We start from the raw sequence: 19,757 nt of genomic DNA, 5'->3' as shown, positions 1-19,757 counted from the left end.
CTTTATTTGCCCCCTGCTTTACCTGCCTTACGCCTGATTACTTCGTTTTCATATTTAATTCCCTTTCCTTTGTAAGGCTCAGGCTTCCTTATGGCCCGAATGTGAGCTGCAGTATTTCCAACCAGTTGTTTGTCTATTCCCTTTATGGTAATACGGGTGACGGCCGGAACTTCAAATTCTATGCCCTCCGGAGGCTCTACCTCTACCGGATGGGAGAAACCGATACTTATAACCAGCTTTTTTCCCTGCATTTGAGCTCGGTAGCCGACACCTACCAGTTCCAGCTTCTTTTCAAAACCTGCGCTAACCCCTTGCACCATATTGGCAATCAAAGCACGAGAAAGGCCGTGCATAGCACGATGTTGCTTAATGTCACTGGGCCTGTTTACTACCAGTTCATTGCCTTCCTGAACCACCGTTATACCCTCGGGCAACTCCCATTCCAGAACCCCTTTAGGCCCTTTTACAGAAATGGCATTGTCCTTTATTGAGACTTCTACGCCTGCAGGTAGGCTGATAGGTTTTTTTCCTATTCTTGACACTTTCGTACCCTCCTTCAGCTACCAGATGTAACAGATTACTTCCCCGCCAAGACCTTGTTTGCGGGCATTTTTATCGGTCATAAGTCCTTTTGAGGTGGAAATCACAGCGGTCCCCAATCCTCCCAAGACCCTGGGAATTTCATCTTTTTTAACATATACCCTCAATCCAGGTTTACTAATCCTCTTTATCCCGGTAATTACCTTCTTTTTATCCGGTCCATATTTGAGGTATATTCTGATAATCCCCTGTTTTCCGTCTTCGACGAATTCATAATCCTTGATGTACCCTTCTTCTTGCATTATCCGGGCTATGGACAGCTTGATTTTGGAACCGGGTACTTCAACGGTTTCGTGCATGACCATGTTGCCGTTTCTAACCCGGGTTAGGAAATCGGCTACGGGATCAGTCATGACCATGGTGTATACCTCCTTTACATAAAAGCGTTTACCAGCTAGATTTTGTAACGCCGGGGATTTCTCCCTTGTGGGCCATCGCTCTGAAGCAAATCCGGCACATGCCGAATTTCCGCATATAAGCCCGGGGTCTTCCGCATATTTTACAGCGGTTATAGCTGCGAACGGAAAATTTCGGCATTCTTTTTTGCTTGGCTATCATAGCTTTTTTGGCCATTGCTCCTAATTCCCCCTATCTAAATGGCATTCCCATACTTTTTAACAATTCCCTGGCTTCTTCATCAGTCTTGGCGGTGGTAACCATTATAACCTCCAAACCCCTGATTTTATCGATTTTGTCATAATCTATTTCCGGAAATATGGTCTGTTCCTTTATTCCCAGGGAATAATTCCCTCTTCCATCAAATGCCTGGGGAGATACTCCCCTGAAGTCACGAACCCGGGGAAGGGCCAGATTGATCAGGCGATCCAAAAAGTCATACATTCTCTCCCCCCGCAGGGTGACTTTACAACCTATGGCCATACCTTCCCTTAATTTAAATCCGGCAATGGATTTACGCGCTCTGGTTATAACCGGCTTTTGACCGGATATAATGCTTAGATCGTTTACAGCTCCATCAAGAGCCTTGGGATTCTGAATGGCCTCTCCCACTCCTATGTTTACTACCACCCGTTCTACTTTGGGAACCTGCATAATATTATCATACTGGAATTTCTCCATCATCTTCGGCACTATGTCATTTTTATATGTTTCATATAACCTGGCCATTAAAGTGCTGGCCTCCCTTCTGGAGTTTTAATCTAAGGCTTCTCCGCATTGCTTGCAAATTCTGGCTTTTTCGCCGTTTTCCATTATTTTATGGGCTATCCGGGTGGGCTTGTTGCACCGGCTGCAAACCAGCATCACATTACTGGCATTTAGGGGTGTTTCAATTTTCAAGATACCACCCTGGGGAAGAGAACGACTGGGTTTTTGGTGCTTCTTTACCCGATTCACGCCTTCAATTACCACCCGGTTCTTGTCGGGTATTACCCGCAGTACTTTGCCCTTCTTGCCAGCGTCTTTGCCGGTTGTGACCAGAACGCTGTCACCTTTTTTAATTCGCATCTACTACACCTCCCAAAGCCTAAAGTACTTCTGGCGCCAGGGATATGATTTTCATAAAGTTCTTTTCCCGTAGTTCCCGGGCCACCGGTCCAAAAATACGGGTGCCTTTGGGATTATTGTTGTCATCTATGATAACAGCAGCATTCTCCGAAAAGGCAATATAGGATCCATCCGCCCTTCTAATTTCTTTCTTGGTACGTACTACTACCGCTTTAACCAGGTCGCCTTTCTTAACCACCCCGCCTGGTGATGCTTCTTTAACTGAAGCCACAATGATATCGCCTACACTGGCATACCTGCGGGTAGATCCACCTAAAACCTTTACACAAAGCACTTTTTTCGCCCCGGTATTATCGCCAACTTGAAGCATTGTTTCCTGTTGAATCACAGCTTAAACCTCCCTGCCGAAAACCAAACTTACTGCAAAGTCTTGGCTTTCCGAACTATTTCCACTAGTCTCCATCTTTTGTCTTTACTTAAGGGGCGGGTTTCCATAATTTTAACAATATCCCCGGTTTTGGCCTCATTGTTCTCGTCATGTGCTTTGTACTTCTTGCTGGTTTTAATCGTCTTTTTATAAAGAGGATGCTGTTTTACGGTTTCCACGCTTACTGTTATAGTCTTATCCATCTTGTCACTGCTTACGGTGCCTATTCTGATTTTCCGGTTAGCGCGGTTCTCAGTCACCCTTTAAAACCTCCTTTCTTCCGATTACCTGCCTGCGGCAATTTCTCTTTGCCTTAAAATAGTTTTGCAACGGGCAATATCCTTTTTTACTGCCTTGATTCTCTTATGGTTATCCAGTTGTCCGGTAGCCAGTTGAAACCTGAGGTTGAATAATTCTTCCTTATAACCGGATAATTTCTGGTTTAACTCATCATCGGTTAGCTCCCTAATCTTTTCAGCTTTCACTAACCTCACCACCCATTTCTTCTCTTTTTAGAAATTTACATTTGACTGGAAGCTTGTGTGCCGCAAGCCTCATGGCTTCGCGTGCTACTTCTTCACTAACCCCGGATAGCTCAAACATAACCCGTCCGGGCTTAACCACTGCCACCCAATGCTCGGGAGAACCCTTGCCTTTTCCCATCCTGGTCTCAGCAGGTTTTACGGTCAAAGGCCGATCAGGGAATATTTTAATCCACAGCTTGCCGCCTCTTTTGACATAACGGTTAATGGCTATTCTGGCCGCTTCAATCTGCCGGTTGGTTATCCAGGCCGGTTCCAGAGCCTGCAGGCCATAATCCCCGTAAGTAACGGTATTGCCCTTGTTGGCCTTTCCCGCAAGACTGGGACGATGTTGTTTTCTATGTTTTACTCTTTTTGGGGTAAGCATTATCTACCTGCCTCCTCCATTTCTTTCTGTTTGGGCTCTTTGGGTCTTTGCTTGGCCTCGGGTAAAATCTCACCCCGGTTGATCCAAACTTTGATACCTATTTTTCCGTAGGTGGTATTGGCCTCGGCAAAACCATAATCAATATCTGCTCGCAGGGTATGCAGGGGTACTTTGCCTTCAGCATACCATTCCGTCCGGGCTATTTCTGCTCCACCCAGTCTTCCGGAAATTGCTATCTTGATGCCAATTCCGCCCGAGCGCATGGTACGCCCCACGGTCTGCTTCATAGCCCGCCGGAATGATATCCTTTTTTCCAGCTGCTGGGCTACATTTTCAGCTACAATCTGTGCATCCAGTTCCGGCCTTCTGATTTCCTGAATATTTATATTGACATTCTTTTTGGTCATCTCAGCCAGATTGACTTTGAGTCTCTCTACTTCGATACCGCCACGGCCGATAATAATCCCGGGCTTGGCGGTATGAATGGTTACTCTTATCCGGTTGCCTGTACGCTGTATTTCCACTTTGGAAACACCCGCGGCATAAAAACGATCCTTTATGAATTTTCTAAGCTTAAAGTCTTCATGCAATAGTTCGCTATAATCCCGATCAGCATACCAGTTGGAATCCCAATCCCTGATAATACCAATTCTGAACCCTTTCGGATGAACCTTCTGACCCACTATTTTACCTCCCTTTCCCTTAGCACCACGGTAATGTGGCTGGTTCTGTGGCGCCTGACGTCTGCACGGCCATATGCCCGGGGCCGCATTCGTTTTACGATGGGGCCTTCATCAATGAATATCTGGGAAACCACCAGGGCATTGGAATCCATATCAAAATTGTGTTCAGCATTGGCAATAGCAGACTGCAGTACTTTCCTTATCAGGGGAGCCGATTTCTTATTGGTATACCTCAAAATCGCCATGGCTTCTTCAGTATCCTTGCCTCGAACCAGATCCGCTACCTGCCGGGCTTTAAAAGGAGATACGCGAATATAACGAGCAATAGCTCTGGCTTCCATTTTCCATCCTCCTTCCTACCGCGCTCTGCTGGATTTTTCAGATTTGCCGGCATGGCCCCGGTAAGTCCGGGTGGGGGCAAATTCGCCCAGTTTCATGCCCACCATATCTTCGGTTACATAGACTGGTATATGCTTGCGCCCATCATGTACCGCCAGGGTGTGCCCGATCATTTCCGGCATTATAGTAGAACGCCGGGACCAGGTTTTGATTACTCTTTTCTGGCCTGATTGATTCATCAATTCTATTTTTTTTAGCAATTTGTCTTCACAATAAGGTCCTTTTTTCAGTGACCTGCCCATCTAAAGACCTCCTTTATTATGCTAGGGATTTCCCTTAAGCGGGCGTTAACCCAATATCTGCTTTTTCTAAGCTTAACCTGCTCCCTAGGGTTTGCGCTTTCTGACAATCATATTGTCCGATGGCTTTTTCTTGCGGGTCTTACCGCCTATGGCAATCTTACCCCAGGGAGAGACTGGATGCTTCCTGCCGATGGGAGCACGGCCTTCTCCGCCACCATGAGGGTGATCAGCCGGATTCATTACCGAACCTCTTACGCCGGGTCTGATACCCAACCAGCGACTGCGGCCGGCTTTGCCCAGGGTCATATTCTCATGCTCCAGATTCCCTACTTGACCAATAGTAGCCCGACAGTTTACATGAATAAGCCTTACTTCTCCGGAAGGCAAGCGCACATGGGCATAGGCTCCTTCTTTGGCCATCAGTTGCGCCACTACTCCGGCCGAGCGTACCAGTTGAGCACCTTTACCGGGTCTTAGCTCGATATTGTGAATCAGAGAGCCTACCGGTATGTCTTTCAATGGCAGGGTATTGCCTGTCTTTATATCAGCATTGGGACCTGATTCTATCACATCTCCCACCCTCAAGTTATGGGGCGCTATGATATAAGCCTTGTGCCCGTCAAAATAATGCAGCAAGGCTACATGGGCAGAGCGGTTGGGATCGTATTCTATCGCTGCTACCCGAGCCGGAACATTATCTTTAACCCTCCTGAAATCAACTATACGGTACTGGCGTTTATGGCCGCCACCCCGATGTCTTACCGTAATACGGCCCTTTACATTTCGGCCCGCTTTCCTTTTGAGGGGAGCAGTAAGGCTTTTTTCCGGTTCCTGCTTGGTAATCTCCTCAAAACTCATGGTGGTCATATGCCTTCTACTGGGTGTCGTAGGCTTGAATTTTTTTATGCCCATCTATCGTTTCACTCCTTACTACGACAGTAAATTAACCTGCTTATAAACAAATTTTTTAAACTAACGCCCCGTTGATAAGGGGACGTATCAAAAGACCTGTCCCTGTTATATTACATGCCTTCAAACAAACGTATCTTATGGCCGGGTTTAAGACTGATTACCGCCTTTTTGCGGTCGGGTTTTTTGCCCTCAAAGCGGCCCATCCTTTTGGGTTTGCCTTTTATATTCATAGTGTTTACACTCTCAACTCGAACGGCAAATATATTCTCGATGGCGTTTTTTATCTCGGTTTTATTGGCCCGCTTGTCAACGATAAAGGTGTATTTGTTATCGGCCAGCAAATTCATCGATTTTTCGGTAACCACCGGCTTAATTATAATGTCTCGGTAATCTCTCATTTAGGCAAATACCTCCTCTATCCGGGCCACTGCCTCGCGGGTTATGAGCAAAGTATCGTAATGCAGTAAATCATAAACATTGATAAAATCTGCTCTTATGGGTTTTACCCCGGGAATGTTACGAGCTGATTTTATTACATTGGGATCACCATAAGCGGTAACTACCAGGGTCTTCTTCCCCACCGGCAACGACTTAAGGGTCTGAACCATAAGCCTGGTTTTGGGTTCATCAAAAGTGAGGGAATCCAGTACAATAATATTGTTATCGAGTACCTTGCTGGATAGAGCTGATTTCATAGCCAATCTTCTGACTTTGCGCGGTAATCTATAGGAAAAGTCTCTGGGCCTGGGCCCAAAAGCGACCCCGCCTTTAGTCCACACCGGGTTTCTGCTGCTACCCACACGAGCCCGACCGGTACCTTTTTGCCGCCAGGGTTTCTTGCCTCCACCTCTGACCTCAGCTCTGGTCTTGCTTGAAGCAGTACCCACTCGCTTATTGGCCAGTTGCATTTTTACGAAGTCAAACATAACCGCCTGGTTGGGCTTAATGCCGAAAACGCTGTCATTAAGTTCTATTTCACCGACCTGGGCCCCGCTCATATCATACAACGCAACCTTGGGCATCTTTTTGCTTACCTCCTCTTAAAATAGTGGAAAGCTCTAATTAGCTGCTCTCTGCTATTTTTCCTTAACTGAATTCTTTATAATGACAAAACCTCTCTTGGGCCCTGGAATTGAACCTTTGATAAGAATAAGATTCCTATCCGGATAGACTTTTACTACCTTCAAGCCCTGAACCGTAACTCTTTCTCCCCCAAGTCGACCCGGGAGCTTTCTTCCCTTAAAAACGCGGGCCGGTCCCTTTGCTCCCAGGGAACCGGGGCGCCGGTGATATTTGGAACCATGACCCATGGATCCACGAGCAAAGTTGTGTCTTTTAACACCGCCGGCAAAGCCTTTACCCTTTGAAGTACCAATTACATCAACCAGATCTCCTGCCGCAAAAATATCCGCTGTTATTTCCTGCCCTACATCGTATTCATCTACATTATCAATACGGAATTCCTTGATGTAGCGCAGCGGTTTCACATTGGCTTTTTTGAAGTGTCCTCTGGCTGGCTTGTTGGCCAATTTTTCTTTCAGGTTGTAAAAGCCTACCTGAATGGACTCATAACCATCGCTCTCCACCTTTTTCTTCTGTAAAACTGTACAGGGGCCAGCTTCAATAATGCTCACTGGTACAGCTTTATCGTTCTCATCAAATATTTGTGTCATGCCAATTTTTATTCCCATTATGGCTTTCTTCTTAGTAGTCACCTTAATTACCTCCGTCTTCTGGTGATAGGTTGGAAGTGGGATATCCAACGTCACTTCTCTTTTTTTGGAATTATTCTCTTGCCTGCGAGGCCTGCTTTCCCACTGGTCTCTTAAGCAGTGATTCAGCTATAGCTTGATCTCTATATCTACTCCTGAAGGTAAATCCAGGTGCATCAGAGCATCTATGGTCTTGGGATTAGGATCCAGTATGTCTATCAGGCGTTTATGCGTTCTCATTTCAAACTGTTCCCGTGAATCCTTGTTTACATGGGGAGAACGCAGGATAGTATAGATACTTTTTTCCGTAGGTAAGGGAATCGGACCGGATACACCGGAACCATTCTTCCTGGCTGTCTCCACAATCTTTTGGGAAGACTGATCCAGAAGCTTATGGTCAAACGCCTTTAGTCTAATCCTTACTTTTTGCTGGCCATTCACTCTTTGTTAAACCTCCTTAGACTGGCTTCAATAATACACGCATCCAGGTGTTCGGGGGCAAGGGCCATTTTATCCCCTGCCCTTTGTCACCCTGTTTACTCGTTCAAACTGGTAACCACACCGGCACCTACAGTTCTTCCGCCTTCACGGATGGCGAATCTCAAACCTTCTTCTACGGCTATCGGGGTTATCAGCTCTATTGCCATCTGTACATTGTCCCCGGGCATTACCATCTCTACTCCTTCGGGCAACTGGATTATTCCGGTTACGTCGGTGGTCCGGAAATAGAATTGCGGTCTGTAACCGCCAAAGAACGGGGTGTGTCTCCCGCCTTCTTCTTTGGTCAGGACGTATACTTCAGCATTGAATGCGGTCAGGGGCTTGATGCTGCCGGGCTTGGCCAGTACCATGCCTCTTTCTACTTCTTTGCGGTCTACTCCTCTTAACAGGGTGCCGATATTGTCTCCGGCTTCGGCATAGTCCAGAAGCTTGCGGAACATTTCTACTCCAGTACACACGGTCTTTCTGGTGGCTTCTCTCATTCCTACTATTTCTACTTCGTCTCCTACTTTTACCTGACCTCTCTCTACTCTTCCTGTGGTTACGGTGCCTCTTCCGGTTATGGTGAATACGTCTTCTATGGGCATCAGGAAGGGCTTGTCAACTGCTCTTTCCGGCAGGGGTATATAACTGTCTACCGCATCCATCAGTTCCCATATATGCTTGCACCATTCGCATTCCCGACTGCCACAACCGCATTCCAGGGCCTTCAGGGCTGAGCCCATTAGTACGGGGATGTCGTCTCCGGGAAACTCATAGAAGCTTAAGAGTTCTCTGACTTCCATTTCTACCAGTTCCAGTAGCTCGGGGTCGTCTACCATGTCGGTCTTGTTCATAAATACTACTATATAGGGTACCCCTACCTGACGGGATAGCAGTATGTGCTCCCGGGTCTGCGGCATGGGGCCGTCAGCGGCTGATACTACCAGTATGGATCCGTCCATCTGCGCTGCTCCGGTGATCATGTTCTTTATGTAGTCAGCATGACCGGGGCAGTCTACATGGGCGTAGTGACGGGTTTCGGTTTGATATTCAACATGCGAGGTGTTGATGGTTATGCCTCTTTCCCGCTCTTCCGGGGCTTTGTCAATCTCTTCATAGGACGTGGCCTTGGCTCCTCCTACTTTCGACAGGGTCTGGGTTATCGCTGCTGTCAATGTGGTCTTGCCATGGTCTATGTGACCTATGGTCCCAATGTTAAGATGAGGTTTCGTCCTCTCGTATTTTGCCTTTGCCATCCTTTCTCTCACCTTTCCTTTTGTATTTGTTTTTATTTTTAGTGCCAGGCGCCTAGTTACTTTTGGATGTAAAAAATTATAATTGTGCATTAGCTTGTATAAATATACCGCTCGCAGTCTTCGCATGGGCAACACCTGCGGCTTGTCTCGCGGCTCAAGGGGTACCGCGCTAATCTCCCGTCTTCCGTCCTCCCTTATCCGACTTCCGCCTTCCGACATCCGTCTTCCGCCTTACACCGGCAGCCCATATCTTCGGGCTATTATCTCCCGGCTTTTGGACTCGGGTACCTCAGCATAATCCTTTATCTTCATGGAAAAACTGGCTCGGCCCTGAGTAAGGGATCTTAAACTGGTAGCGTAACCAAAGGTTTCCGCCAGCGGTACCAATCCTTTTACCGCTTTAGTATCGCGGTTCTCTTCCAGAGCTATTATCCTTCCCCGGCGAGCATTTAGATCGGAAATTACATCCCCCAGGTATTCCTCGGGACAGATAATTTCCAGATCCATCACTGGTTCCAGGAAAACTGATTGGGCGTTTTCCAAAGCTTCCTTCAATGCCATACTGGCGGCAATCTTAAAGGCTGGTTCGTTGGAATCCACCTCATGATAGGAACCACCCTTTAGAACTACTTCCACATCATCCACCGGGTATCCACCCAGTATGCCCGCCTGTAAAGCTTCCCGCACCCCCATTTCCACCGCGGGTATAAATTCGCGGGGTATTGCTTCAGGGCTGGATTTGTCTGCAAACTTTTTTCCCTGACCCTCAGTCAGGGGTAAAATTTCCAATAATACATGAGCATATTGCCCGCGACCACCAGCTTGCCGGTCAAATTTGACTTCTGCAGCGGTCTTTTTCTTAACTGTTTCCTTATAGGCCACCTGGGGCTTGCCGATATTGGCATTAACCTTAAATTCTTTGAGCAGGCGGTCAATAATAATCTCCAGGTGTAATTCCCCCATACCGGATATTATCATCTGGCCGCTTTCTTTATCCTGTCTGGTTTGGAATGTTGGGTCTTCCTCCGCCAGCCGCCGCAGGCTTTCTTCAATTCTTTCCTGGTCAGCTCTGGTTTTGGCCTCGATGGCTACATCGATAACCGGTTGCGGAAAGTCAATCGTTTCCAACAAGACAAGATGGTTTTCGCTGCAGAGGGTGTCGCCGGTTGCCGTATTTTTCAAGCCTACCCCGGCTACAATATCACCGGCACAAGCTTCCTCTATTTCCTCGCGGTGATTGGCATGCATTTTCAACAATCTGGCAAAACGTTCTTTTCTATCCTGACGACTGTTGAAGAGAGTGCTTCCTGCCTTTATCCGACCGGAGTAAATACGAAAGTAGGTTAGTTTTCCCACATAGGGGTCACTGGCCAGTTTGAAGGCCAGGGCACAAAGAGGAGCATCAACTTCGGGCTTTATTCTCACGTTTTCTCCACTGGCTATATCCATCGCCTCAATTGCAGGTATATCAAGAGGGGAAGGAAGGTAGTCCACCACCGCATCCAGCAGCATCTGCACTCCCTTGTTCTTAAATGAAGACCCGCAAAGTACTGGTACTATTTGGTTGGCGATACAACTTTTTCTCAAAGAACTTCTGATTTCCGCTGGGGAAATCTCCCGGGCCTCCAGGTATTTTTCCAGTATATTGTCATCGTATTCTGCTAATCTTTCCAGAAGAAGATTCCTGAATTCCTGAACTTTTGCTCTTTCATCAGGGTTTAATTCCCTCTTCCGGTATTGCTCGCCGCTCTCATCTTCATAGATGTAGGCTTTAAAATCAATCAAATCAATAACACCAGAGAATGCTTCCTCTACCCCAATGGGTAATTGTATGGCCACCGCATCACTGCCCAGATTATTTCTTATCATTTCGATTACTCGAAAAAAGTCAGCGCCTACCCGGTCCATTTTATTGATGTAAGCGATGCGAGGAACCTGGTAACGATCAGCCTGTCTCCATACGGTTTCTGATTGTGGTTGCACGCCGGCTACCGCACAAAAAATACCTATAGACCCATCAAGCACTCTTAATGAGCGCTCTACCTCAACTGTAAAGTCCACATGGCCGGGCGTGTCGATAATATTGACAAAATAACCCTTCCATTTGCAAGCTGTAGCTGCCGAGGTTATGGTTATTCCTCTTTCCTGTTCCTGGCTCATCCAATCCATAGTAGCGGTACCTTTATCCACTTCACCCATCTTATGGACCCGTCCGGAATAAAACAATATTCTTTCCGTGGTGGTGGTTTTTCCGGCATCGATATGAGCCATAATGCCAATATTTCTAATAGCAGTTAAATCATAGCTGTCAGCCATCGAATTCCTCTCTTCGACTTACCAGCGGTAATGAGCAAACGCCTTGTTGGCTTCTGCCATTTTATGGGTATCTTCTCTCTTCTTTACAGCCGCGCCAGTATGATTGGCTGCATCCATTATCTCGCCAGCCAGGCGCTCGGCCATGGTTTTTTCTCCTCTTTTGCGGGCATAACCGACCAGCCATCTTATGGCCAGAGTCTGTCTTCTATCTGAGCGGACTTCCACCGGAACCTGGTAATTGGCTCCGCCTACCCGTCTGGCTCTGACTTCGACAATAGGGGTTATGTTTTTCATGGCTTCTTCAAATACTTCCAGGGGTTCCCGGCGGGTTTTGCTCTGTACAATTTCAAAGGCGCCATAACATATTTTTTCAGCTAAACTTTTCTTTCCATCCCACATAAGCTGGTTAACCAGCTTGGTAAATATCTTACTGTTGTAGATGGGATCCGGTAAGACATCTCGCTTGGGAACTGGTCCTTTTCTCGGCATTTTGCGCCTCCCTCCTATTTCTTTTTCGGCCTCTTGGTGCCATACTTGGATCTTCCTTGATTACGCATCTGAACCCCGGAAGCATCCAGAGTTCCTCTTATGATGTGATATCTTACACCCGGCAAATCCTTGACTCTTCCCCCTCGGATAAGCACCACGGAGTGTTCCTGCAGGTTATGGCCAATGCCCGGAATATAAGCAGTAACTTCTATGCCATTAGTTAATCGTACCCTGGCAATTTTGCGTAAAGCCGAATTAGGCTTTTTGGGGGTGGTAGTATATACCCGGGTACAAACCCCCCTTTTTTGGGGACAGCTTTTTAAGGCGGGCGCGGTTGACTTTTGCTCACCCTTTTCGCGTCCTTTTCTTACCAGTTGATTTATGGTCGGCATTTCTGCACCTCCCTTCTATTGCTGGGCTAACCCCCAATGGGGCCTTTCAAGAGAGCTACCGTTGCTGAGCCCACATCAATCCCACAGTATTTGCCCAATTTTTCCATAGTTTCAGCCATTTCAACTTCCACTTCTTTAGCCTGGCAAAGCTTTTTTATGGCTTCCACAATGTGAGGTTCGGCATCTGCAGCAATAAATACTTTCCTGGCCTCATCCCGGTTAATTGCTTTCTTAACTTGCTTGCTTCCAATCACCCTGGGATAATCCCTGATCTCTTCCAGTGGCAAAGCTAACCCTCCTCCTAAAAAAAGCCTTTGATCAGACTAAGTCGGCTAAATTTGCCACGCACTTAGATATTTTAGCACCTGCTAAGAGCCCCGTCAAATAGTTTCTTGGAGCGCTTTAGTCTGATACCATATTTTCACTTTCCGGAACTTCGCTGATACTGGTTTCCCGGTAAGCTGAATAACCGGTTCCAGCCGGAATGAGTTTGCCAATTATGACATTCTCTTTTAAACCGATTAGATGGTCTATTTTCCCTTTTATGGCCGCTTCGGTTAAAACCTTGGTTGTTTCCTGGAAAGAGGCCGCCGAAAGAAACGAATCTGTATTCAACGAGGCCTTGGTTATCCCCAGGAGCATGGGAGAACAGGTAGCTGGTAAACCCCCTGCCCTGATCTCGCGATTGTTTTCATCTTCAAAACTGGATATATCCACAAATGCTCCCGGTAAAAGCGAGGTATCTCCCGGGTCTTCAATCTTAACCTTTTTAAGCATCTGACGAATCATTATTTCTATGTGTTTGTCACTGATATCAACCCCCTGGGAGCGGTAAACTTTTTGCACCTCCTGCAAGAGGTATCTCTGTACTTCCTGCAGGCCCTTGGTCTTCAAAATATCATGCGGGTTCAAGGGTCCTTCAGTCAAAGCATCGCCTATTTCCACCTCGGTTCCTTCTTCAACCTTCAAACGTGAGCCATAATGAACCGGGTAGGTTCCCAGTACTTCTCCGTTTTCACCAAGTACTTCTACCTCGCGACGCCCTTTGTTTTCTCCAAATCTGACCTTCCCATTGACTTCTACAACTACCGCCTGCCCTTTGGGCTTGCGCACCTCGAAAAGCTCTTCCACCCTGGGTAGACCGCGGGTTATATCGTCCCCGGCTACTCCTCCGGTATGGAAAGTGCGCATGGTAAGCTGGGTGCCAGGCTCTCCGATAGACTGTGCTGCCAGTATTCCTACGGCTTCGCCGATTTCTACATTGTAGCCGGTAGCCAGATTGCGTCCATAGCATTTCTTACAAACCCCGTGCCTGGTCTTACAGGTCAAGACGCTTCTTATTTTAACCTTTTCCATACCGACCCTTTCAATTTCGTAACCGATATCATCATCTATCATCTGGTTTTCCTCCACCAGTATCTCTCCAGTATCAGGATGGATAATGGTATCGACCGATACCCGCCCAATGATACGCTGGTGCAAGGGTTCAATTAGTTGGGAGCCTTCCATAATCCTCCCTACCCAAATACCTTCTACCGATTCACAATCATCCTCGCGAACTATTACATCCTGAGATACATCAACCAAACGGCGGGTCAGGTAACCTGAATCAGCCGTACGCAAAGCAGTATCAGCCAGACCTTTCCTGGCACCATGAGTAGAAATAAAGTACTCCAGAACAGTTAAGCCTTCACGGAAATTAGCTTTAATAGGGAGGTCAATAATTTTGCCGGAAGGATCCGCCATAAGTCCCCGCATTCCGGCTAATTGGCGAATCTGCTGGAAATTGCCCCGCGCACCGGAGGTGGCCATCATGTATACGGGGTTGTCTTCCGATAAAGAATTTTTCAAAACTTCGGTTACATCATCAGTAGCCTGGTTCCAAATCTCCACTACCTGGGCATGCCTTTCTTCATCGGTAATTAAACCTACCTCGTAATCACGCTCAATAGCCTCAACTTCCTGGTCTGCTTCCTGTAAAATCTCATACTTGGCCGGGGGAGTTTCAAAATCAGTCACACCCACGGTAATACCGGCCCGGGTACTGAACTCATACCCCAAACTTTTAAGACTATCCAGCATGTCAGCGGTACGAGCATTGCCTTCCAGGCGATAACATTCGTAGACTATATTGCCCAGCTTTTTCTTATCTATTATTTCATTGTAGAATCCCAGACTGGTCGGGATAGCATCATTAAAAATAATCCTCCCTACCGAAGTATCTACTATTTCCTGCAGGAAGGTCTGCGGCTCATGGCTTTTCAGCAGTTCCCGCCCGGTCTTTTGGGGCACACTCATCTTTACCTTTATTTTTTCATGTAAATCTATCTGATCCAGTTCAAAGGCCATCCTGGCCTCATCCGTACTGCTAAATGCGCGGGGGTTCTCTTTACTAAAAGCTTCCGCACTAATAAATGTAAGGTAGTAGAGACCGATAACCATATCCTGAGTCGGAGTTACCACCGGTTTGCCGTCTTTAGGGTTCAAGATATTATTACTGGCCAGCATCAACAGGCGGGCTTCGGTCTGGGCCTCAGCGGACAGGGGTACATGTACCGCCATCTGATCTCCATCAAAGTCAGCATTATAAGCGGTGCAAACCAGGGGATGCAGCTGCAAGGCGCGTCCTTCCACCAGTACTGGTTCAAAAGCTTGTATGCCCAGGCGATGCAAAGTGGGAGCACGATTCAAAAGTACCGGATGCTCTTTAATGACATCATCCAGAATATCCCACACCTCTTCCCGGCCTCTTTCCACCATCTTCTTGGCGCTTTTGATATTGGAGGCAATAGCCTTGTCCACCAATTTTTTCATTACAAAGGGTTTAAAAAGCTCCAGAGCCATTTCCTTGGGCAGCCCACACTGGTGCATCTTCAGGTTGGGTCCTACTACAATTACTGATCTTCCTGAATAATCCACTCGTTTACCCAGTAGATTCTGGCGGAAACGCCCCTGTTTACCCTTGAGCATGTCACTTAACGATTTGAGCGGGCGATTGCCTGGTCCCGTAACCGGCCTTCCTCTTCGCCCATTATCAACCAGGGCGTCAACCGCTTCCTGCAACATTCTTTTCTCGTTACGAACAATAATATCCGGTGCCCCTAAATCAAGCAGCCTTTTCAAGCGGTTGTTCCGGTTTATCACTCGCCGGTAGAGGTCATTCAAGTCCGAGGTAGCAAAACGGCCGCCATCCAATTGTACCATCGGTCGAAGATCCGGAGGAATAACCGGTAAAACATCCAGAATCATCCACATCGGGTCATTACCCGACAAGCGGAAAGATTCTACTACCTCCAATCGTTTTATGGCCCGGCTCTTTCTTTGCCCGGTAGTAGTGGCTATTTCTTCTTTTAGATCCGAGGACATTTTATCCAGTTCAACTTCATAAAGTAGAGATTTTACCGCTTCCGCTCCTATCCCCGCCTTAAAAACTTCTCCGTATCTATCCCGGTTCTCCCGGTATTCCCGTTCGTTTAGCAATTGTTTTTTCAACAGGGGGGTATCACCGGGATCCAGAACAATATAACTTACGAAATATATTACTTTTTCTAAAACCTTGGGAGACATATCCAGTAGTAAACCCATGCGACTGGGAATTCCTTTAAGGTACCAAATATGACAAACCGGAGCAGCCAGTTCGATATGCCCCATCCGCTCTCTTCTAACCTTGGAGGTAGTTACCTCGACACCACAACGATCACATACTATTCCTTTGTGGCGTACGCGCTTGTATTTCCCACAATGGCACTCCCAATCTTTTACCGGCCCAAATATCTTCTCACAGAATAATCCTTCCTTCTCCGGTCTCAGGGTCCGATAGTTAATGGTTTCCGGTTTCTTAACCTCTCCGCTGCTCCAGGATCTAATCTGCTCTGGGGAAGCCAGGGATATTCTGATCCGATCAAAATTTTCTGACAAATCGTTCTCTCCCTTCCAGAAGATAATCATACCCGTCTCCAGCAAGACCGACAGTAATCACATATACCGTTAATATCAACTCTGCCTCCGGAGAAACATCCAGTCACTTGTTTCTTCCGTACAGTTCCTCATTATCTTCCTTATTCAGGACTGGATTTAACTTCCGCGTCCTCTTTGTCATCTGCATTCTCTATGGGTTGAGTAATCTCCAACATTCTTCCTACGGGATTATCCGGTAAATCCAGGCCCAGTTCCCGGGCTTTTTCCTTTTCATTACCTTCATTTTCATTATCCTTAATCAGTATTTCATGGTCATCTCCAGCCAGAATCCTAACATCAAGAGCCAGGCTCTGGAGTTCCTTTATCAATACTTTAAAGCCTTCAGGTACTCCCGGTTCGGGTATATTTTCTCCTTTGACAATGGATTCATAGGTCTTTAACCGGCCGGCCACATCATCTGATTTAACGGTTAGGATTTCCTGAAGAGTATATGAGGCACCATAAGCTTCCAAAGCCCAAACCTCCATTTCCCCAAATCTCTGTCCTCCAAATTGAGCTTTTCCCCCTAACGGCTGTTGGGTAACCAGGGAATAGGGTCCGATAGAGCGGGCATGAATCTTGTCATCCACCAGGTGCGCCAGTTTCAACATATATACATAACCTACGGTTATTTCGTGTTCAAATTTCTCTCCGGTTCTCCCATCAAAAAGTATGGTTTTCCCACTTTCCAGCAGGCCTGCTTCCCGCAGCTTGGTGAAGATATCTTCTTCGTTGGCACCGTCAAAAACCGGGGTAGCAATATTGAGGCCCAGGGCCCTGGCGGCCCAGCCCATATGACATTCCAGGATTTGTCCGATATTCATGCGGGAGGGCACTCCCAGAGGATTAAGTACTATTTCCACCGGAGTTCCATCTTCCAGAAAAGGCATATCTTCCTCCGGGAGGATACGCGATATTACTCCTTTATTGCCGTGGCGGCCAGCCATCTTATCCCCCTCGGAAATTTTCCTCTTCTGGGCGATATAGACTCGAACCAGCTGGTTAACGCCAGGTGGAAGTTCATCCCCTTTTTCCCGGGAAAAACGTTTCACCGCTACTACCTTGCCTGCTTCCCCATGAGGAACACGCAGGGATGAATCGCGAACTTCACGTGCCTTTTCGCCAAAAATGGCTCTTAATAATCTTTCTTCCGGTGTCAGCTCGGTTTCACCCTTGGGGGTGACCTTTCCTACCAGAATATCGTCCGGCCTTACTTCGGCCCCTACTCTGATTACCCCCTGGTCATCCAGGTTTTTTAACATATCTTCAGATACATTGGGTATATCACGGGTAATCTCTTCCGATCCTAATTTGGTATCCCTGGCTTCACATTCATATTCCTCAATATGAATAGAAGTGAACACATCATCTTTGACCAACTTTTCGGAGATTAGAATAGCATCTTCATAGTTGTAGCCCTCCCAGGGCATAAAAGCAACCATAACATTACGCCCTAGAGCTAATTCACCATGCTCGGTACTGGGGCCGTCAGCTATAACCTCATTTGCTTCCACCCTCTCGCCTACTTTTACTATCGGCCTCTGGTTATAGCAAGTACCCTGGTTGGAGCGCATGAATTTCAAAAGCTCATAATTATCTATAGTTCCATCATCGTTTTCTATAGTTATCCGGCTGGCACTGGCTTTTTTCACCGTTCCGGCCTTTTTGGCTATTACCACTGCTCCGGAATCCCGGGCGGCTTTGTGTTCCAAACCGGTACCCACAATCGGAGCCTCGGTCTTAACCAGGGGCACTGCCTGCCTTTGCATATTGGCTCCCATTAATGCCCGGTTGGCATCATCGTTTTCCAGGAAGGGTATTAAGGCTGTAGCTACACTGAAAACCTGTTTGGGGGAAACATCCATGTAGTCGACTCTATTCTTGGGAATCTCCAGGATTTCTTCAAAGTAGCGGGCTTCAACCTTTTCTTCAATAAAGTAACCATTTTCATCCAGGGGAGCATTGGCCTGGGCTACATAATATTCATCTTCTTCATCGGCAGAGAGATATACAATCTCATTCAAAACCCGACCCAACTTCTTGTCCACTTTCCGGTACGGGGTTTCAATAAAACCAAAATCGTTAACCTGCCCAAAGGTGGCCAGGGACCCGATTAAACCGATATTGGGTCCTTCCGGGGTTTCTATGGGACAAATCCGGCCATAGTGGGAATGATGAACGTCACGGACCTGAAAACCGGCTCTTTCCCGGGTTAGCCCGCCAGGCCCCAGAGCGCTGAGACGACGCTTGTGGGTTAACTCCGCCAGAGGATTAGTCTGGTCCATAAATTGGGATAACTGGGAACTGCCAAAGAATTCTTTTACTGCCGCTGTAATCGGACGAATATTTATTAAAACCTGAGGGGTAAGGGTTTCCACATCATGGATACTCATCCTTTCCCTTACCACCCGTTCCATTCTTACCAGCCCGGTTCTAAACTGGTTTTGCAGCAGCTCTCCAATAGAGCGGAGTCTCCTGTTGCCCAGGTGATCTATAACATCGGTCTTGCCTTCACCTTTTATAAGTTTCAAAAGATAAGCAATGGTAGCCGTAATATCCTCCAGGGTCAGATGTCTGTTTTCGGGAGGAATATTAAGACCCAGTTTTTTGTTAACCTTATAACGACCTACCGCAGCCATATCATAACGTCGAGGGTCAAAAAACAAGTTTTTCAGCAATTGCTCCGCGGCATCTTCGGTAGCCAGTTCACCTGGCCTTAGCCTCCGGTAAAACTCAATTAAGGCTTCTTTCTTATTGGTACTGGTATCCTTTTCCAGAGTACGGGCAATGGTCTCGTCTTCATCATACATTTCAAGTATGACTTCATTGCTCTCGTAACCCAGAGCCCTGAGTAAAACGCTTACCGGTATTTTACGGGTTTTGTCTATTCTAGTGTAGACCAGGCCTGCGCTATCCATCTCCAGTTCAAACCAGGCACCCCGATTGGGAATAATAGTGGCCCCAAAAAGGGGATGTCCGGCCACATCCATCCGTTCGTTGAAATATACTCCGGGCGACTTAACCAATTGGCTGACTACAACTCTTTCCGCTCCGTTAATAATAAAAGTACCTTTTTCTGTCATCAGGGGCAGATCCCCCATATAGACCTCGGATTCTTTTATTTCGCCATTTTCTTTGTCCGTCAGCCTTACTTTGAGTTTCAAGGGAGCCTGATAACTGACATCCCTCTCTTTGCACTCGTTAATGGAATATTTGGGTTCACCCATACTGTAATCCAAAAAGCCCAACTCCAGGTTTCCGGTAAAATCAGAAATAGGAAAAACCTCTTGCAAGGCCTCTCTCAGGCCGTGTTCCAAAAACCAATCATAGGAGTTCTTTTGAATCTGAATCAGGTTGGGTAATTCGACAGGTTCCTTAATGCGGGAATAACTAAGCCTACTGACACGTCCAAATTGTTCAAGATGAGCCATTCAATAATTCACCCCTTTAAAAAATTCCCAAAAGAAGTGAAAAGCAAGGCCTAACCTTAAACCTCGCTTTAATTCCAAACTTACT

General features: G+C 46.9%; 24 protein-coding genes. All 24 read right to left on the bottom strand.

The window, feature by feature from the left end; genetic code table 11:
- Positions 1 to 2 precede the first annotated feature (2 nt).
- The 24 genes from rplF to rpoB all read right to left on the bottom strand — a co-directional run bounded on the left by rplF (position 3) and on the right by rpoB (position 19,672).
- Complete coding sequence (rplF, locus tag AWB54_RS03035; RefSeq protein ID WP_061213142.1) at positions 3 to 542, bottom strand: 50S ribosomal protein L6; 540 nt, start codon at positions 540 to 542, stop codon at positions 3 to 5.
- A gap of 18 nt (positions 543 to 560) precedes the next feature.
- The gene (gene rpsH / locus AWB54_RS03030; protein ID WP_061213141.1) at positions 561 to 959 is read right to left on the bottom strand and encodes a 30S ribosomal protein S8; all 399 of its coding nucleotides are present in this window, start codon (positions 957 to 959) and stop codon (positions 561 to 563) included.
- Between the two features lie 28 nt (positions 960 to 987).
- The gene (locus AWB54_RS03025; protein ID WP_061213140.1) at positions 988 to 1,173 is read right to left on the bottom strand and encodes a type Z 30S ribosomal protein S14; all 186 of its coding nucleotides are present in this window, start codon (positions 1,171 to 1,173) and stop codon (positions 988 to 990) included.
- A 15-nt stretch (positions 1,174 to 1,188) separates the two neighbouring features.
- The gene (rplE, locus tag AWB54_RS03020) at positions 1,189 to 1,725 is read right to left on the bottom strand and encodes a 50S ribosomal protein L5 (RefSeq protein WP_061213139.1); all 537 of its coding nucleotides are present in this window, start codon (positions 1,723 to 1,725) and stop codon (positions 1,189 to 1,191) included.
- A gap of 27 nt (positions 1,726 to 1,752) precedes the next feature.
- Entirely contained in the window at positions 1,753 to 2,064 is a 312-nt protein-coding gene (rplX, locus tag AWB54_RS03015) for a 50S ribosomal protein L24 (RefSeq protein WP_061213138.1), read from the bottom strand.
- 19 nt (positions 2,065 to 2,083) lie between these two features.
- On the bottom strand, positions 2,084 to 2,452 hold the full coding sequence (gene rplN / locus AWB54_RS03010; protein ID WP_011641698.1) for a 50S ribosomal protein L14: 369 nt from the start codon (positions 2,450 to 2,452) through the stop codon (positions 2,084 to 2,086).
- A 29-nt stretch (positions 2,453 to 2,481) separates the two neighbouring features.
- On the bottom strand, positions 2,482 to 2,751 hold the full coding sequence (gene rpsQ / locus AWB54_RS03005) for a 30S ribosomal protein S17 (protein WP_061213137.1): 270 nt from the start codon (positions 2,749 to 2,751) through the stop codon (positions 2,482 to 2,484).
- 24 nt (positions 2,752 to 2,775) lie between these two features.
- On the bottom strand, positions 2,776 to 2,976 hold the full coding sequence (rpmC, locus tag AWB54_RS03000; RefSeq protein ID WP_041427591.1) for a 50S ribosomal protein L29: 201 nt from the start codon (positions 2,974 to 2,976) through the stop codon (positions 2,776 to 2,778).
- Positions 2,966 to 3,400, bottom strand: a complete 435-nt coding sequence (rplP, locus tag AWB54_RS02995) for a 50S ribosomal protein L16 (protein WP_061213136.1) — start codon at positions 3,398 to 3,400, stop codon at positions 2,966 to 2,968. The genes rpmC and rplP overlap by 11 nt, the downstream gene beginning before the upstream one ends.
- Entirely contained in the window at positions 3,400 to 4,083 is a 684-nt protein-coding gene (gene rpsC, locus AWB54_RS02990; protein WP_061213135.1) for a 30S ribosomal protein S3, read from the bottom strand. The genes rplP and rpsC overlap by 1 nt, the downstream gene beginning before the upstream one ends.
- Positions 4,083 to 4,424: a 50S ribosomal protein L22 gene (gene rplV / locus AWB54_RS02985; RefSeq protein WP_011641703.1), complete on the bottom strand. Its 342-nt coding sequence runs from the start codon at positions 4,422 to 4,424 to the stop codon at positions 4,083 to 4,085. Before rplV ends, rpsC begins: the two co-directional genes overlap by 1 nt.
- A 15-nt stretch (positions 4,425 to 4,439) precedes the next feature.
- Positions 4,440 to 4,724: a 30S ribosomal protein S19 gene (rpsS, locus tag AWB54_RS02980; RefSeq protein ID WP_061213134.1), complete on the bottom strand. Its 285-nt coding sequence runs from the start codon at positions 4,722 to 4,724 to the stop codon at positions 4,440 to 4,442.
- Positions 4,725 to 4,808: 84 nt separating this feature from the next.
- The gene (gene rplB, locus AWB54_RS02975) at positions 4,809 to 5,636 is read right to left on the bottom strand and encodes a 50S ribosomal protein L2 (protein ID WP_061213133.1); all 828 of its coding nucleotides are present in this window, start codon (positions 5,634 to 5,636) and stop codon (positions 4,809 to 4,811) included.
- 110 nt (positions 5,637 to 5,746) lie between these two features.
- Positions 5,747 to 6,034, bottom strand: a complete 288-nt coding sequence (gene rplW / locus AWB54_RS02970) for a 50S ribosomal protein L23 (RefSeq protein ID WP_061213132.1) — start codon at positions 6,032 to 6,034, stop codon at positions 5,747 to 5,749.
- Complete coding sequence (gene rplD / locus AWB54_RS02965; RefSeq protein ID WP_061213131.1) at positions 6,035 to 6,658, bottom strand: 50S ribosomal protein L4; 624 nt, start codon at positions 6,656 to 6,658, stop codon at positions 6,035 to 6,037.
- 54 nt (positions 6,659 to 6,712) lie between these two features.
- Complete coding sequence (gene rplC, locus AWB54_RS02960) at positions 6,713 to 7,327, bottom strand: 50S ribosomal protein L3 (RefSeq protein WP_061213177.1); 615 nt, start codon at positions 7,325 to 7,327, stop codon at positions 6,713 to 6,715.
- A 150-nt stretch (positions 7,328 to 7,477) separates the two neighbouring features.
- Positions 7,478 to 7,789 carry a 30S ribosomal protein S10 gene (gene rpsJ / locus AWB54_RS02955; RefSeq protein ID WP_061213130.1) on the bottom strand — a complete coding sequence of 104 codons (312 nt, stop codon included), beginning with the start codon at positions 7,787 to 7,789 and terminating at the stop codon, positions 7,478 to 7,480.
- Positions 7,790 to 7,884: 95 nt separating this feature from the next.
- Positions 7,885 to 9,087 (bottom strand): elongation factor Tu, encoded by a 1,203-nt coding sequence (tuf, locus tag AWB54_RS02950; protein ID WP_061213119.1) that lies wholly within the window; start codon positions 9,085 to 9,087, stop codon positions 7,885 to 7,887.
- 231 nt (positions 9,088 to 9,318) lie between these two features.
- Positions 9,319 to 11,403 (bottom strand): elongation factor G, encoded by a 2,085-nt coding sequence (gene fusA, locus AWB54_RS02945; RefSeq protein ID WP_061213129.1) that lies wholly within the window; start codon positions 11,401 to 11,403, stop codon positions 9,319 to 9,321.
- An 18-nt stretch (positions 11,404 to 11,421) separates the two neighbouring features.
- Positions 11,422 to 11,892 carry a 30S ribosomal protein S7 gene (rpsG, locus tag AWB54_RS02940; protein WP_061213128.1) on the bottom strand — a complete coding sequence of 157 codons (471 nt, stop codon included), beginning with the start codon at positions 11,890 to 11,892 and terminating at the stop codon, positions 11,422 to 11,424.
- Positions 11,893 to 11,906: 14 nt separating this feature from the next.
- The gene (gene rpsL, locus AWB54_RS02935) at positions 11,907 to 12,284 is read right to left on the bottom strand and encodes a 30S ribosomal protein S12 (RefSeq protein WP_061213127.1); all 378 of its coding nucleotides are present in this window, start codon (positions 12,282 to 12,284) and stop codon (positions 11,907 to 11,909) included.
- A gap of 26 nt (positions 12,285 to 12,310) precedes the next feature.
- On the bottom strand, positions 12,311 to 12,571 hold the full coding sequence (locus AWB54_RS02930) for a ribosomal L7Ae/L30e/S12e/Gadd45 family protein (RefSeq protein ID WP_061213126.1): 261 nt from the start codon (positions 12,569 to 12,571) through the stop codon (positions 12,311 to 12,313).
- Between the two features lie 115 nt (positions 12,572 to 12,686).
- Positions 12,687 to 16,232, bottom strand: a complete 3,546-nt coding sequence (rpoC, locus tag AWB54_RS02925; protein WP_153014642.1) for a DNA-directed RNA polymerase subunit beta' — start codon at positions 16,230 to 16,232, stop codon at positions 12,687 to 12,689.
- 110 nt (positions 16,233 to 16,342) lie between these two features.
- A complete protein-coding gene (gene rpoB / locus AWB54_RS02920) occupies positions 16,343 to 19,672 on the bottom strand; it encodes a DNA-directed RNA polymerase subunit beta (protein WP_061213125.1) in 3,330 nt (1,109 codons plus the stop codon).
- Positions 19,673 to 19,757 lie beyond the last annotated feature (85 nt).

Origin of the sequence: Syntrophomonas wolfei subsp. methylbutyratica, assembly GCF_001570625.1 — a bacterium.
Classification (GTDB): Bacteria; Bacillota; Syntrophomonadia; order Syntrophomonadales; family Syntrophomonadaceae; genus Syntrophomonas; species Syntrophomonas methylbutyratica.
This window is presented reverse-complemented; position numbering and strand designations above follow the sequence as displayed.

Excerpts from the sequence above, each read along its gene's own strand:
- rpsH (WP_061213141.1), bottom strand. The coding sequence starts at position 959 with ATGGTCATGACTGATCCCGTAGCCGATTTCCTAACCCGGGTTAGAAAC.
- AWB54_RS03025 (WP_061213140.1), bottom strand. The coding sequence starts at position 1,173 with ATGGCCAAAAAAGCTATGATAGCCAAGCAAAAAAGAATGCCGAAATTT.
- rplE (WP_061213139.1), bottom strand. The coding sequence starts at position 1,725 with ATGGCCAGGTTATATGAAACATATAAAAATGACATAGTGCCGAAGATG.
- rplX (WP_061213138.1), bottom strand. The coding sequence starts at position 2,064 with ATGCGAATTAAAAAAGGTGACAGCGTTCTGGTCACAACCGGCAAAGAC.
- rplP (WP_061213136.1), bottom strand. The coding sequence starts at position 3,400 with ATGCTTACCCCAAAAAGAGTAAAACATAGAAAACAACATCGTCCCAGT.
- rplV (WP_011641703.1), bottom strand. The coding sequence starts at position 4,424 with ATGGAAGCCAGAGCTATTGCTCGTTATATTCGCGTATCTCCTTTTAAA.
- rpsS (WP_061213134.1), bottom strand. The coding sequence starts at position 4,724 with ATGGGCAGGTCACTGAAAAAAGGACCTTATTGTGAAGACAAATTGCTA.
- rplB (WP_061213133.1), bottom strand. The coding sequence starts at position 5,636 with ATGGGCATAAAAAAATTCAAGCCTACGACACCCAGTAGAAGGCATATG.
- rplW (WP_061213132.1), bottom strand. The coding sequence starts at position 6,034 with ATGAGAGATTACCGAGACATTATAATTAAGCCGGTGGTTACCGAAAAA.
- rplD (WP_061213131.1), bottom strand. The coding sequence starts at position 6,658 with ATGCCCAAGGTTGCGTTGTATGATATGAGCGGGGCCCAGGTCGGTGAA.
- rplC (WP_061213177.1), bottom strand. The coding sequence starts at position 7,327 with ATGGGAATAAAAATTGGCATGACACAAATATTTGATGAGAACGATAAA.
- tuf (WP_061213119.1), bottom strand. The coding sequence starts at position 9,087 with ATGGCAAAGGCAAAATACGAGAGGACGAAACCTCATCTTAACATTGGG.
- fusA (WP_061213129.1), bottom strand. The coding sequence starts at position 11,403 with ATGGCTGACAGCTATGATTTAACTGCTATTAGAAATATTGGCATTATG.
- rpsG (WP_061213128.1), bottom strand. The coding sequence starts at position 11,892 with ATGCCGAGAAAAGGACCAGTTCCCAAGCGAGATGTCTTACCGGATCCC.
- rpsL (WP_061213127.1), bottom strand. The coding sequence starts at position 12,284 with ATGCCGACCATAAATCAACTGGTAAGAAAAGGACGCGAAAAGGGTGAG.
- rpoC (WP_153014642.1), bottom strand. The coding sequence starts at position 16,232 with ATGATTATCTTCTGGAAGGGAGAGAACGATTTGTCAGAAAATTTTGAT.
- rpoB (WP_061213125.1), bottom strand. The coding sequence starts at position 19,672 with ATGGCTCATCTTGAACAATTTGGACGTGTCAGTAGGCTTAGTTATTCC.